We start from the raw sequence: 13,880 nt of genomic DNA on the forward strand, positions 1-13,880 counted from the left end.
ATGTACTTTAAAATCATATAATAATTTAAAATTTACTTAGAATGTGATATTATACTTATATGACATTCTACTAATTTAAAAATTCATAAATCAATTTTAACAAAACTTAAATTATAAAAAGGAGAATTTATATGAAATACTATTCACTTATGGCTATCGGGCTGTATTTAATTATCTTACTTTCAATAGGCTATTATTCTTACAGGAAAACCCACGACATTTCAGACTATATGCTTGGGAGTAGAAGTCTAAGCCCTATGGTTACAGCATTATCTGCCGGTGCAAGCGATATGAGCGGTTGGATGCTTATGGGGCTTCCTGGTGCTGTATATACTACAGGTATTTCCAGTATGTGGCTTGGAATTGGTTTAACTATAGGAGCTTATTTCAATTATCTCTTATTAGCCCCACGTTTTAGAATTTATACAGAAGTCTCAAATGACTCTTTAACCGTGCCAGATTACTTACAAAACAGATTTAAGGACAATGCTAATATGCTTAGGCTTGTATCCGGAATAATAATTCTCGTTTTCTTCACTTTATACGTTTCTTCAGGTATCGTAGCCGGCGGAAAATTATTTAGGGACATCTTTGGATTTACATATACATCAGGAGTAATAGTTACACTGTCTATAGTTGTAATATATACATATTTTGGTGGTTTTTTAGCAGTAAGTCTCACTGACTTTTTCCAGGGAAGTCTTATGTTTGTAGTTCTCATCATGGTACCTGTAGTTGCATACATGAATATAGGGGTAGATCCTGGAACCTTTGTAAGTAAAGTAAAACATATTAATCCAGCACTATTTGACATACTTAGAGGAACAAGTTTCTCTACTATTATTGGATTTTTAGCCTGGGGACTTGGCTACTTTGGACAACCTCATATTATTGTACGTTTTATGGCAATAAAATCTGCAAAAGAGTTAAAATCTGCAAGGAGAATAGGTATAAGTTGGATGGCTATTGGCCTTTTAGGTGCAATAAGCAGTGGACTTATAGGTCTTGTATATTTTACAATGCACAATCAGCCTCTAAAAGATCCTGAAATGGTATTTTTGCGTCTTGGTGATATATTATTCCATCCATTTATTACAGGTATAATACTATCTGCAGTACTTGCTGCTATTATGAGTACTATTTCTTCCCAGCTTTTAGTTTGCTCTAGTTCTATTACAAAAGATTTTTACCTTACATTTTTAAATAAGGAAGCACCTGAACACACTCAGGTATTTATAGGAAGAATATCTGTACTTGTCGTTGCCGCTGTTGCAGTTTTATTTGCTTATGTTCCAAATAAAACTATCTTAAGTATAGTAGGACAGGCATGGGCAGGTTTTGGTTCTGCTTTTGGTCCAACCCTTTTAATAAGTCTCTACTGGAAGAGAATGACCAAATGGGGAGCTTTATCTGGAATGGTTGTAGGTGGATTAACTGTTATAATATGGATTGTATCAGGGTTATCTGCTCATTTATATGAGATGATTCCTGGCTTTACCTTATCTCTAATATCCATCATAGTTGTAAGTCTTTTGACTAAAAAACCTGATGAAGCTGTAAATAAAGAATTTAAATCTATGGAAGAAAAGTTGAACTTGATGTAATTATTTAAATAAGAGATACTTAACATCATAAAGTTGGGTATCTCTTATTTTATTACCATCATACTCATAATATAGTATTATTTATGTTGACATTGTTGGTCTATAATGATAGACTCAAAATATAGCAAGTCTATTACTATAGACCAAAAGGAGATATATCGTGGAACAGTTTAACCTTTGTGAAAGTGAATATCGTTTTGCAAGTATTGTTTGGGAAAATGAGCCCATTGGCTCTGGTAAGCTTGTAAAACTTTGCAAACAGATTCTTGGATGGAAAAAGTCTACAACATATACAGTTTTAAAAAAATTATGTTGCCGCAAAATATTGAAAAATGAAAATACAATAGTAACATCATTGATAAAACAAAAACAAGTACAAAAATTTGAAAGCGAGCAATTTATAAATAAGACCTTTAACGGTTCACTTCCTCAATTTATAACAGCATTTATGAATGATAAAAAATTAAGTAAAAAAGAGGCTGAAGAGCTTAAAAATCTAATCGACAGTTATGAGGAGGAGTAAAAATGGAACTTTTACTACAAAGCTTATTTGTTGATGTAGTCAATATGAGCCTTACAGCAAGTTATGTTATCTTATTTGTTCTTGCTGCCAGATTAATTTTAAAAAGAGCTCCTAAAATCTTTTCTTACGTCCTATGGATAGTTGTACTATTTCGTCTCATCTGTCCTTTTTCCTTTTCCTCTGCTTTCAGCTTTTTACAAGGAGCAAGTTTAGATTCAGGCAAAATGGAGTATATTTCTTCAAATATTGTAATGACTCCTCAACCACAGATTGATAGTGGAACAAAAATGGGAACTTCGTCCATTAACACCACTCTACCTGCTGCTATAAGTCATACCAGTGCCGATTCCATTCATATGGTTCTACTTGCCATCTCAGTTATTTGGTTTTTAGGTATACTTGTGCTAATTATTTACACTATAGTATCCTATGTGAGGTTGAATCATAAAGTTTATACTGCAGTACTTGTAAAAAATAACATATTTGAATGTGAAACTATTTTATCTCCCTTTGTACTTGGATTTATAAAACCTAAAATATATCTGCCTATAGGTCTTAACAAAGTAGAACAAAGCTATATTCTAAAGCATGAGCAAATCCATATAAAAAGATATGATTATATGATAAAACTTATTGCCTTTTTAGCCTTGTGCCTTCACTGGTTCAATCCTCTTGTATGGCTTAGTTTTATGCTCATGAGTAAAGACATGGAAATGTCCTGTGACGAGCAAGTTCTAAAAGAACTAGGTACAGATATAAAAAAAGATTACAGTTCGTCCCTATTATCTATGTCAATAAATAATAGGACTGTAAAAGGAATCCCCACTGCCTTTGGAGAAAATAATACAAAAACAAGAATTAAGAATGTCCTTAATTACAAAAAACCTGTTTTTTGGGTACTTTTAACTGCAGTAATTGCTGTTATATGTATCAGCATTGGACTTATGAGCAATCCAAAAAATATTCAAAGCTCTCAAAACAACTTTGCCACAAAAATATATAAATACCGAACTCCCTACACGGGGGATAACAGCAAAGTAGTTACTATAGTAAAAAATTTGCTTGTGCCAGAAATATTAACCTATAAAAAAGTACAACTTTTTACAGATAAGGAGCCCTATACTATACAGATAACTTATGAAACCACCCGCCAAGCCAGACGATATTTTTTAACAAAAGATAATCAAACTGTTTTTGATCAAAACGCTGCTTTAATTTTTGCTTTGATAGGTAACGTAAAACAAGTAAACTTCATCTTAAGTAATGACGGTGATTATGATCAAACAATCCAGCGAACTAGAACTTGGGCAAATAGCACTATGACTAAAGATGTATATGGAATCTCTTCTACCCTTGAAGGATTCATTACTTTATACAAAAATATCATGAATAAATTTATAACATATAATTCTCTTCCTACTTTACTTGAAAGTGGTAAAAAAACAAATATTAAAAATATGAATAATGCTTCACAAACATCCAATTATGATAAAGTAAAAGTAAATGACCAATTCTACTATATGTATAAAAAAGATGGAAAATATTATGTAGAAAAGCCTCACAAATTTATCAATGAACTCACAGAAGAAACATATAAAAAGATTTATACACTAACTGTCTACCAACACCGCTGTGAAAATATTAAACATGAACTACTTCTGGATTCAAGAAAATACTCCATGCAAAATACGCTTAATGACAGTTGTATTCTTGATGTCGATGGCTGCATTAACTCTGGTGGTGAAATAGCAAATAAATTTGTCTCTGATGCTAAAAAGGGTAAAAAGTCATCTCTTAAAATTGTTCACCCCACAGGAGCTGGTTATACAACCTTTACCAAAATAATTTATGACGGTAAAAGCTATTATGGAGTTGAGTATACTTTAATAAATTCATATGCAGGTAACCACAGCTGCTATTATGAATTTAACTATAAATATCTAAAAACATTTGACTTTTCAGGCTATAAATTTGCCTATTTGTTGCAAGATAATGATGTAACATTTGGGAATATAGATAAAAGTATATCCTCGAAAAATTCCAATGACTGGATAGACTTTTACTCTCTTTTTTCTTTTGTAAAATAAATATAGGGTCGTTACACTAAAGTCTAATGTAACAACCCCATTATTTAACTTTAATTCTTTTTAAATGTTGTAAATTTAATACTCATCCACCCAAAAATCAATCCAATGAAATTTGCTCCTGTAATCCAAATTGCTGCATTAAGCAGAGCAGGCATTCCTTTAATTGTCATATATGCTCCTGCACCATAGCCTATGAACATACATGAATAAGCATTAAATGACATAAGTGAAATATTCAAGGCAGGTATTTTTAGTGATATCATTAATAAAAATACTGTAATAAAAACTGAAACTACCGTAGCTGCCATAGCTGGCATAAATCCCGTAAATACATTGATAAGGACAAATGCTAAAATTGCAAGTACTGATCCGGTAATCATCGGTGGTATTGCCTTTGCAATAAGGTCTGGAGTTGCCCCTAAAGTAAAGTACCATGCCCAGCCTATAAACAAAGCCCAAACAGGAACTTTTATATACATAAAGAGACATGATACTGCTGCTAAAATTGCTACCGATACATCTAATGCTTCAATTTTTTTCATCTCTACTCCTCCTCCTATGTTTGTCCAAAGTATCCATTAAGGTTTGTAACTGTTACACCACTGCTTTCTAATGATTTTTTAACTGCAGTTGCCACCTCAAAGGCATTAGGTGAATCACCATGAATACATACTGTGCATCCATCAACATCAATTAGTTTTCCATCAATAGTATCGATCTTTTTCTCCTTTGCAACCTTAACGGCCCTATCAGCTACTTGCTGAGGTGAACGTGCTTTCTTAACTCTTTCAAGCATCCAGTTTCCATTTTCATCATAGCCAAGATCAATCAATACCTCTGGTGCTGTCTTTAAGCCTCTCTTTTCTGCACGTTTTAAAGCCTCGCATCCTGTATGAAGCATGATATAAAGATCTTTATTATATTCTTCAATGGTATCGAGAAAAGTATCAATATATTTCTCCTGCTCACCAACCATACGGTATAATATTCCATGAGGCTTTACATGCTGCATTTTAAGACCCTGCAATTTTAAAAATGCATCCATTGCTCCTAACTGGTATAACATGTCAGATCTAAGTTCTTCAACTGAAATATCCATCTGTCTTCTTCCAAATCCTTGCCTATCAGGAAGGCCTATATGTGCACCTATTGCTACTCCATACTTTTTTGCCCATTTTATGGTACGTTCCAAAACAAGTGGATCACCGGCATGAAAGCATGTTGCAATATTTGCAGATGTTACATAAGGCATAAGTGCTTCATCGTCTCCAAGAACATAACGTCCGAAGCTTTCACCCATATCAACATTAATATCTATCTTCATACTGCTTCACCTCCATTAAACTTCTAAAATAATCATAGGAGATCCTATATCCATTTCATCCCATTCAGCAACAAGAACTTTCTTTACTACCCCTGCTTTTTCTGTCTGGCAGCTCATTTCTGTTTTCATACAGTTAATAACTGCAAGCTCCTGTCCTTCTTCAACCTTGTCACCAACACTTACTACTACTCGAGCTACAAGCCCAGGCATATGTGCTTTTAATGTATATTCCATAATTTTATCCTCCATTTTCTTATTTTTTGTTTTTATTAACCAATCACTAAATCAACTGATTCAAACATTGCTTCTCTTTCTTTACGTGCTTTTATTGCATCTTCTACAGTAACCAGCTTAAGTTTTACTTTATCTCTTGCAGGTATCCCCTGGCCAATTTTCCAAAGGTCCGCATTAATAACATTTGCAACGCATACAAAACCACCTAATGTAGGTCCATCTGCAATAAGCAAAGAAGGGGTATTTCCAGTTACATTAACTGCGCCGCGCATATTGTAACCATGATCAACAATATTTGAAGGATGGCTTCCGCCTTTTCCACCATCCTCACGTGCCCAAAAATAATCTGGTACTTCTTGCAAACGATAAGCCGCTCTGTTTGCATTATGTGAGATTTTCATTGGTGTACTAAACAAATAATCCATTCCACTTTCCGTTACATAGTCAGGTACTGAATTAGGACCTGGAATAGTTCTTAATTCCCATTCATTCACGTATTCAGGTATATACTTAGGATTTAATTTTCTGCCAGCAATTCCTGAAGCATCTTTTTTGTTCACCTTTATAACGTCATCTTTTGCAAGCTTGCGTCCTTCAAAACCACCATAGCTTCCAAAAAGACAAGTTGATTTACTTCCAAGATATTCTGGGACATCAATTTCTCCTGCTATACACACATAAGTTCTGAAGCCAGCTTGTCCAAAGTGTGAAAATTTAAGTATATCACCTGCTTTAACTGCAATTGCTTCCCACATTGGTACAACACTTTCATTAATTGTAGGGCTCATGTCACTTCCTGTTATTGCAATAACTCCGTCTTCTACAATTTCAAACTGGCAATAACCACCGGCAATTTCTAGAGCTGCATCACCTTTTTTATTTCCTAAAATTAAGTTTCCAAGCTGTAATGCAAGGTTGTCCATTGCACCTGCAGCAGCCATTCCAAGTCCCATGTATCCAAGTCTTCCTGGCCAATCTTCTACCAAAACTTCAATTCCACCGTTTATAACTTTAATCATATTTTTACCTCCTTCTTATATTATTTATTAGAGCTTAGGTGCTATTTTGGAGCCTTGTTCCTGGCGCTTCGCAAATTCTTTGGCACCTTTAACAACTTCTGGTTTTGCAAGGAATTCCAGATAATCCTTAACAACAATCTCACTTTCCTTGATATCATATACGTAATCTGTTTTCTCATGAACATGATCATATATATCTAATATTTCTTTTTCTGAAACTTCTACAAATTTTATGCGATCCCCTGATGGACGATATAAAAATGGTCCGTCTTTAAATTGTGGATGTTTCATTGATAACTGGAATGTAGGAATAGTACGTCCAAATAATTGATATCCACCACCAGTTGCTGTAGTGTAAGTAAATAGGCAAGCTCCACCAATACCAACTGCTCCTTCTGGAGTCCATATACGGGGAGGATTGTATTTTGGTACAATCATTTTGCACCTTGGATCCATTGGCCAGAAAAATCCACCACCCGGCCAGAAACCGCATCCGCTGTTATACCAATAAGTATCTAATAACATATGTTTAATATCATCTACAGTGCATCCATTACATAGGGCCATATAATCAAGATTATATCCATCCTTGCAGTTTGGTGCATCAGGACGAATCTGTTTTAAATACATTTCAACTGCCTTTTTAGTCTGGCTATCCTCAAAAGCAATTGGTAATGTAATGATTCTTGAATCAATTACCATATCATCAACACCAGCAATAGATTCTTCTGCATCTTTAATTTTGTCAATAAGTTCTTGTGGGGAAATAATGGTAGGATCAAAATGTATCATATTTGCTCTTAAACTTGGCAATGTCTCAATTAATCCCTTGATATTCATTTTCTTAACCTTTGAATCTACTGCCAGAATTCTAAAGGAATCCAACAGTTCCACCCTCTGTTCATAACCATATTCTACTTGAATAAAGCCATCACCTGCCTGACGGAATAATATTTCAATTCTGTCGCCTTTAGCAGGAAGAGTATCAATAATAACATCATACTTGCTCATACTTTTTCCTCCCTTTTTACATTTAATTATTTGATTCAATTGTGTAATTTATAACAGAAAAGTAACTTACTTTTGTATACACTTACAAATTGCCTTTTCAAAAATATCTAATCCTGCTTCAAGCTGCCTATCTGTAATTACAAGTGGTGCTAAAAAGCGGATAACATTTCCATAAACACCTGAGTTTTCAATCATAAGTCCATTTTGGGCTGCTTCTTGAATAACTGCTGATACAATTTCAGGATTTGGATCTTTCTTTTCTTTATTTTTTATAAATTCTATTCCAACCATTCCGCCTAGTCCTCTTACATCTCCAACAATCCCATACTTTTCTTTCCATTCCATATAGCGTTTCATTACTTTCTTACCTATTTCCATAGAACGGTCAGCCAAATTATCTCTTTCCATAATTTCTATCACCTTTAATGCTGCTGCACATGCTACTGGATTTCCACAGAAGGTGCCTCCAATCGTTCCAGATCTTACTGCCTCCATAATCTCTTCCCTTGCTGTTATTGCACTTAATGGCATACCAGCTGCAATAGATTTTGCAGTTGTTATTATATCTGGAGCTGCTCCTACTTCCTTCCAATATTCAGAAGCAAACATTTTACCCGTACGGCAGAACCCACATTGTACCTCATCTGCAACAAGCACTATACCATATTCATCACAAATAGTCCTTACTGCTTTAACCCATTCAATTGGAGCTGGAATAAATCCGCCTTCACCCTGAAGTGGTTCTACTACTATAGCTGCTACGTACTCCGGTGGTGAAGCTTGATCAAATACTTTTTTAATACTTTCTATATAATAATTAATGGTTTCACTCTCTGGCATTCCTTCAGGTTTTCTATATAAATATGGGAATTCTGCACGGTATACACCGTCTGGAAAAGGTCCCATTCCATAGGCATAAGATTTTTTCGACGTCATTGCCATGGTCATAACTGTACGTCCATGAAATGCTCCTGAAAATACAATTATATTGGGTCTATTTGTAAAAGCTTTTGCTATTTTTACTGCATTTTCATCAGCCTCTGCTCCACTATTTGCGAAAAACGTTTTTTTCTTATTTCCCTTTACAGGAACAATGGAGTTCATTTTCTCTGCTAGCTTAACATATCCTTCGTGTGTAACAATATTAAACATACCGTGGAAATATTTTTCTGACTGTTCTTTCACAGCTTCAACCACTTCTGGATGGGAAAATCCAACGTTTAGTACGCCTACCCCACCAGTCCAGTCAAGAAAATAATTTTCATCAACATCCTCAATCACCGCACCTTCTGCCCTTTTTATTACAACAGGATATACACATTTAATTGCAGATGGTACTGCATCTTCTCTTCTTCGTATTACTTCTTCTGCTTTCGGTCCAGGGACTTTATCAGTTATTATTTTAGGTAATTGTTCCTTCAACATTTTTAGACCTCCTTAAATCGGTAATTAATTTTTTAAACATGGCATTTTGTATTTAATTATTTTATTATTAAATTATCAATTTCAAATCATGTAAACTGTTACAATTTTTTATGGCTATTTTTGCAAGAACTAAATTTGTAAAATTCAAATTAAAAATTAAAAGTATAATATTCACTTCTTTTTCATCAATATTGAATAATTAAATACTACAATATTTCATTTTGTATAACAATAGCATATGAACACAAACTTTATTTGTCTAATTTGTGCTGAATATACATAAGGCGCATGTATAAAGCTTTCCCATATCTCTTTTTCTTTGATCTCGTGTATTTTTTAAATAAAATATTATAAATGGCATGATAAATTATTAAAAAAACTAAATAACTATTTATGATTTGCTAATTTTATAAGGATATATTTGCGAATTATTGTTAGTTTTAATTATTATATGCCTAGTAAATTACTTTTTGGAGAAATATTCCACTAGAAATGTTCATTTTAACCTAATGTTTATCTTATATGACTTTTGCAATAAAATAATAAGAACTATCTCATCTATATTTTAATATTGATAAGATAGTTCTATATTTTATCATGCGCTTACAATCTCATATATTCTTTAATATAAAAGGCCATCTTTAAATTAAACTTATCCTCCGTTGAGGTTAAATCTTTTTTTAACAGGTAATGTATTTTCTTTATGCGGTAATTGATGGTATTACGATGGTTATATAGGAAATTTGCAGTTTCCTGAATGCTGCCATCAAAATCCAAATATACTTTCAGGGTTTTTAGCAGTTGGGTGTTATTCTTCCTATCATAATCTATTATGGGATCAAGCATCTCAAAATATATATTTCGTAGTAATTCTTTGTTAGATACGGAACTCAGTATGCGAAATATACCAAGGTCATCAAAATACACACAGTCCTTATTCGAAGCTTTAGCTGCTTTCAAAGCATAGGAAGCAGTAGAGTAGCTAAAATAAAGTTTTGATAATGAAGAAACTTTTTCGCCTATTCCTATTTGAGGTCTTAATACTGATGAGTTTGAAGTTATTTCATTATCAACTATTTCAAAATAGTTTTTCATAAGATTATTTAGCAATTTTTTTGGGCATTCCTGCAGAATCAAAATATAATAGTTATTTTTTAAAAATATGTGATATTTTATCGACAAAAGATTAATACAATTTTGTAATTTCAGCGGCGAATTAATATTAGTTATTTTAGCTGCATAATAAGAAGATTCTGTAGGATAGCCATTTGAATTTAAAAGAGGAATATAATTTTTAACATTTTGTGAATCGAATATTACATTGTAAAACAGCTTAGACAAAGTATTTTCTAGGTACTTATCCATAAATATCTTATTACAATAATCCTGCATAATATCAGAAATATGTATTTCCCAAGGCATTACAAAAAGAGGAAAATTTTCTGAATTACACAGTTCAATAACTTCTCTAGAAATATCCTTAATAAGAATATATTTATCAGTATTTATTAACAAACCGCTGCATTTTCGGTAAATTAATTCTCTAATTAATTCATAAAGCCAGCTTATTTTTGTTCCAGCTGACAAACCAGTAGTAATAACTAATTCATTTCCTCTTAGAAAATCTGCATTTTCTATATCTTCAGCAAGGTACACCCAGGTTATATCATTTATGAGGCCTTTTTCCCCTGCCATTAACCTGATCTTATATATTTCTTTTGAAGATGAATAAAATTCAGATAAAAGATAACTCATATTTTGACTCCCTTTTACAATTTTAAATTGATTTTTTAATAGTATATCATAAATTTTTTTATTTGTTTTGTACTCACAGCATAAAAAAATTAGGAAAATTTGTGTTTGTTTACTGTTGTCATAAAATTTAAAATATGCTATAGTTTAATCTAACAAGGACATGGCAATGTATCTGTTATAGTTATTTTTGCCATGTCCTTGTTTTTTATCTGCATAATTGTAAACGGCTATTATAGAACTGAATCAATAAAAACAATAATTTATTGAAAAGGAGTACTAATATGATAAAAAAAATTTTAATTGCAAATCGCGGTGAAATTGTAAACAGAATTATTCATACATGTAATAAACTTAAAATTGAAACTGTTGTTGTATATTCAGACGCTGATAAAAATGCTGATTACATTAACAAAGCCGCAGAAAGCTATAATATCGGCCCTTCCGCACCTGTTAAAAGTTACTTAAATATTGATGCACTTGTAGATGTTATTAAGAAATCAGGGGCAGATGCAGTACATCCCGGATATGGATTTTTATCAGAGGCAGCATCATTTGCTAATGCAGTTGCTAATGAAGGTGCAAAATGGATCGGACCTGACCCTTCAATTCTAGAAAACATCGAATCCAAATGTTATTGTCGTATTATTGCTAATAAATTAGGGGTTCCGGTTACGCCAGGAACAATTAAGCCGATTTCCAGTGTAAAAGAAATTTATGATACTGCACAAAAAGTTGGATTACCTATTTTACTTAAGTTGGACAAAGGCGGTGGAGGTAAGGGAATCGAAAAAATTACTTACTTTGAATCTGAAAAAGTTACGCAGGCTATTTTCGAAAGCATGCAGAGAATAGGAAATATGGCATTTGCAAGTGGAGATATTTATATTGAAAAAGCAGTACTATCTCCAAGACACATAGAAGTACAGTTTATAGCAGATGACTATGGAAATGTAGTCTGCTTAGGAGAAAGAGAATGTTCTATTCAGAGAAGATATCAGAAGATTATTGAAGAATCACCGTCAGCTGTAGTTACTGAAGAAGACAGAAAGAAACTTTGTTCATATACACAAAAGATTATCAAGGAGATGAAATATTCCGGAGCAGGTACCATTGAATATTTAAGAGGTGCTGATGGCAATTATTACTTTATGGAAATAAATGCAAGACTTCAAGTAGAACATCCTGTATCTGAATATGTTACAAATATGGATTTAGTAGAAAATCAGATTCGCATTGCAAACGGAGAAAAATTGCCCTTTAATCAGGAAGATATTAAACTAAAAGGTCACAGCATCGAATGCCGTATTTATGCAGAAGATCCAAAAACATTTAAACCTTCACCAGGTACAATTACAAGTTTATCATTTCCTGATACCTCAGATGGAACTGTTCGTATAGAACATGCTATTCATGAAGGATACAAGATTTCTCCATTTTATGATCCTATGCTTTGTAAACTTGTAGTTTGGGGAAAAGATAGAAATACCTGCATTGCCAATATGATAAAAGCATTAAAAAACTTTAAGCTAGAAGGAGTTTCTACAACCATAAATACTGATATCGCAATAATGCGAAATAAAAACTTTGTCTCCGGCAATTTTACCACAGCTTTCCTAGAAAATGAAAAGGTAAATATCGGATTAGAGAATTATGTAATAACTATTTCCCGTCAATTCGGTAGTCTGGGACGTCCCATTGCTAAAAAAATGGCTGAATTGTTAGGTGTTGAATATTACGACAGGGATATCGTAGAAGAAGCTGCAAAAAAAATGAATTTGCCTGTATCTACTATTGACAGTGGAGAAGAAATAGATAAAAACGAATATAAAAAAATGAAATTTCCACTAGGAACTAGTTCAGAAAAGATACAGGAACAAATATTTGAAGCTCAAAAGAAAATCATTTGTGATCTGGCAGATAAATCATCCTGTATATTTGTAGGAAGATGTTCTGATTATATTTTAAGAAACCATTCAAATCATTTCAGCATATTTATCTATGCTCCCTATGAGATACGAAAGGAAAATTGTATCAATATACTTCATATAAAGCCAGATGAAGCTGATAGGTTGATTAAAGAAGTCGATGAAGCACGTCAGCTATACAGCCTAAGTTATGCAAAATCATACAGTGATAATGTACTTTACAAGGATATTTTAATTAACAGCAGCCTATTCGGCGGAGTTGATGAAACAGCAAAAGTATTAGTTAATATGATTAGGAAGAAATTTAATCTTGCTTAATGAGAATGGAGGTATAGATTGTTTTAATTCAAATCTATACCTCATTTCATACTTTATACACACTCTTGTGATATATCACCTTCTATACTGCTTATGATTACAACTTGATCCGGCAAATCTTCAATTTCAATTTTAATTTCTGTAGATTCATCTACTATGCCTTTATTAAAATTTTTAAGATACTCATAAAGATTACAAGAATTAATGTTGCTGTTTTCATTTACATTCACAGTTAATTTGTTTACTCTTAAAAATTTTTTTGATTTACAACATTCCATTAAGCCCTGAGATATCTTACTCAATAATATTGTATTGTCCATATCTGTGTCCCTCCTCTAAATTTAATTTTCATACCACCCTTATGGCATTTCATCTATAATTTTAAATAAGTTCTTTACTTCAAATATTAATTTTGTATTCCCATCTTTTAAAATATAATTTGTCTATATTAAGTATATAATTTATATTTGCTAATATTCCTATTTATAAGTAATATTAGCAAATAAAAAAATACCTCTTTACCTTTAATATAGGGTTTCTAAGTGATAATTTAACTTATACTAGGAAACTTCTAGCATAAGCTAATGAATGAATCTTAGCAAAATTAGAATTAAGTTCGTCAAAAAGAATTTTAATATCTGATACTAATTCCCAT

General features: G+C 32.6%; 12 protein-coding genes. 4 read left to right on the plus strand and 8 right to left on the minus strand.

What is annotated here, in order from left to right; translation table 11 throughout:
- Nucleotides 1–131: 131 nt before the first annotated feature.
- From putP to CLRAG_RS09600, 3 genes are all read left to right on the plus strand, one after another.
- Nucleotides 132–1,604 (plus strand): sodium/proline symporter PutP, encoded by a 1,473-nt coding sequence (putP, locus tag CLRAG_RS09590; RefSeq protein ID WP_065078237.1) that lies wholly within the window; start codon nt 132–134, stop codon nt 1,602–1,604.
- A 160-nt stretch (nt 1,605–1,764) separates the two neighbouring features.
- Nucleotides 1,765–2,127: a BlaI/MecI/CopY family transcriptional regulator gene (locus CLRAG_RS09595; RefSeq protein ID WP_065078238.1), complete on the plus strand. Its 363-nt coding sequence runs from the start codon at nt 1,765–1,767 to the stop codon at nt 2,125–2,127.
- Between the two features lie 2 nt (nt 2,128–2,129).
- On the plus strand, nt 2,130–4,214 hold the full coding sequence (locus CLRAG_RS09600; RefSeq protein ID WP_065078239.1) for a M56 family metallopeptidase: 2,085 nt from the start codon (nt 2,130–2,132) through the stop codon (nt 4,212–4,214).
- Between the two features lie 50 nt (nt 4,215–4,264).
- Here CLRAG_RS09600 and CLRAG_RS09605 read toward each other — a convergent pair whose 3' ends face one another.
- The 7 genes from CLRAG_RS09605 to CLRAG_RS09635 form a co-directional block, all read right to left on the minus strand.
- Complete coding sequence (locus CLRAG_RS09605) at nt 4,265–4,756, minus strand: DUF1097 domain-containing protein (RefSeq protein WP_065078240.1); 492 nt, start codon at nt 4,754–4,756, stop codon at nt 4,265–4,267.
- 14 nt (nt 4,757–4,770) lie between these two features.
- A complete protein-coding gene (locus CLRAG_RS09610; protein ID WP_065078241.1) occupies nt 4,771–5,538 on the minus strand; it encodes a 5-oxoprolinase subunit PxpA in 768 nt (255 codons plus the stop codon).
- Nucleotides 5,539–5,553: 15 nt separating this feature from the next.
- Nucleotides 5,554–5,772, minus strand: a complete 219-nt coding sequence (locus CLRAG_RS09615) for an acyl-CoA carboxylase biotin carboxyl carrier protein subunit (protein ID WP_065078242.1) — start codon at nt 5,770–5,772, stop codon at nt 5,554–5,556.
- Between the two features lie 35 nt (nt 5,773–5,807).
- The gene (locus CLRAG_RS09620; protein ID WP_065078243.1) at nt 5,808–6,791 is read right to left on the minus strand and encodes a 5-oxoprolinase subunit C family protein; all 984 of its coding nucleotides are present in this window, start codon (nt 6,789–6,791) and stop codon (nt 5,808–5,810) included.
- 27 nt (nt 6,792–6,818) lie between these two features.
- A complete protein-coding gene (locus CLRAG_RS09625; protein ID WP_065078244.1) occupies nt 6,819–7,802 on the minus strand; it encodes a 5-oxoprolinase subunit B family protein in 984 nt (327 codons plus the stop codon).
- Nucleotides 7,803–7,868: 66 nt separating this feature from the next.
- Complete coding sequence (gene gabT / locus CLRAG_RS09630) at nt 7,869–9,227, minus strand: 4-aminobutyrate--2-oxoglutarate transaminase (protein WP_065078245.1); 1,359 nt, start codon at nt 9,225–9,227, stop codon at nt 7,869–7,871.
- A 603-nt stretch (nt 9,228–9,830) separates the two neighbouring features.
- Complete coding sequence (locus CLRAG_RS09635) at nt 9,831–10,982, minus strand: PucR family transcriptional regulator (RefSeq protein ID WP_065078246.1); 1,152 nt, start codon at nt 10,980–10,982, stop codon at nt 9,831–9,833.
- Between the two features lie 281 nt (nt 10,983–11,263).
- Here CLRAG_RS09635 and CLRAG_RS09640 point away from each other — a divergent pair, with 281 nt between their 5' ends.
- The gene (locus CLRAG_RS09640) at nt 11,264–13,225 is read left to right on the plus strand and encodes an ATP-binding protein (protein WP_065078247.1); all 1,962 of its coding nucleotides are present in this window, start codon (nt 11,264–11,266) and stop codon (nt 13,223–13,225) included.
- Between the two features lie 53 nt (nt 13,226–13,278).
- Here the strand turns inward: CLRAG_RS09640 and CLRAG_RS09645 are convergent, their stop codons facing one another.
- Nucleotides 13,279–13,545, minus strand: coding sequence for a hypothetical protein (locus CLRAG_RS09645; RefSeq protein WP_065078248.1), 267 nt, complete (start codon nt 13,543–13,545; stop codon nt 13,279–13,281).
- Nucleotides 13,546–13,880 lie beyond the last annotated feature (335 nt).

This window comes from Clostridium ragsdalei P11 (assembly GCF_001675165.1).
Taxonomy (GTDB): Bacteria; Bacillota; Clostridia; order Clostridiales; family Clostridiaceae; genus Clostridium_B; species Clostridium_B ragsdalei.

What these genes read in the sequence shown, in the direction of transcription:
- putP (WP_065078237.1), top strand. Translation starts at nt 132, where the DNA reads ATGAAATACTATTCACTTATGGCTATCGGGCTGTATTTAATTATCTTA.
- CLRAG_RS09600 (WP_065078239.1), top strand. Translation starts at nt 2,130, where the DNA reads ATGGAACTTTTACTACAAAGCTTATTTGTTGATGTAGTCAATATGAGC.
- CLRAG_RS09605 (WP_065078240.1), bottom strand. Translation starts at nt 4,756, where the DNA reads ATGAAAAAAATTGAAGCATTAGATGTATCGGTAGCAATTTTAGCAGCA.
- CLRAG_RS09610 (WP_065078241.1), bottom strand. Translation starts at nt 5,538, where the DNA reads ATGAAGATAGATATTAATGTTGATATGGGTGAAAGCTTCGGACGTTAT.
- CLRAG_RS09615 (WP_065078242.1), bottom strand. Translation starts at nt 5,772, where the DNA reads ATGGAATATACATTAAAAGCACATATGCCTGGGCTTGTAGCTCGAGTA.
- CLRAG_RS09620 (WP_065078243.1), bottom strand. Translation starts at nt 6,791, where the DNA reads ATGATTAAAGTTATAAACGGTGGAATTGAAGTTTTGGTAGAAGATTGG.
- CLRAG_RS09625 (WP_065078244.1), bottom strand. Translation starts at nt 7,802, where the DNA reads ATGAGCAAGTATGATGTTATTATTGATACTCTTCCTGCTAAAGGCGAC.
- gabT (WP_065078245.1), bottom strand. Translation starts at nt 9,227, where the DNA reads ATGTTGAAGGAACAATTACCTAAAATAATAACTGATAAAGTCCCTGGA.
- CLRAG_RS09635 (WP_065078246.1), bottom strand. Translation starts at nt 10,982, where the DNA reads ATGAGTTATCTTTTATCTGAATTTTATTCATCTTCAAAAGAAATATAT.
- CLRAG_RS09640 (WP_065078247.1), top strand. Translation starts at nt 11,264, where the DNA reads ATGATAAAAAAAATTTTAATTGCAAATCGCGGTGAAATTGTAAACAGA.
- CLRAG_RS09645 (WP_065078248.1), bottom strand. Translation starts at nt 13,545, where the DNA reads ATGGACAATACAATATTATTGAGTAAGATATCTCAGGGCTTAATGGAA.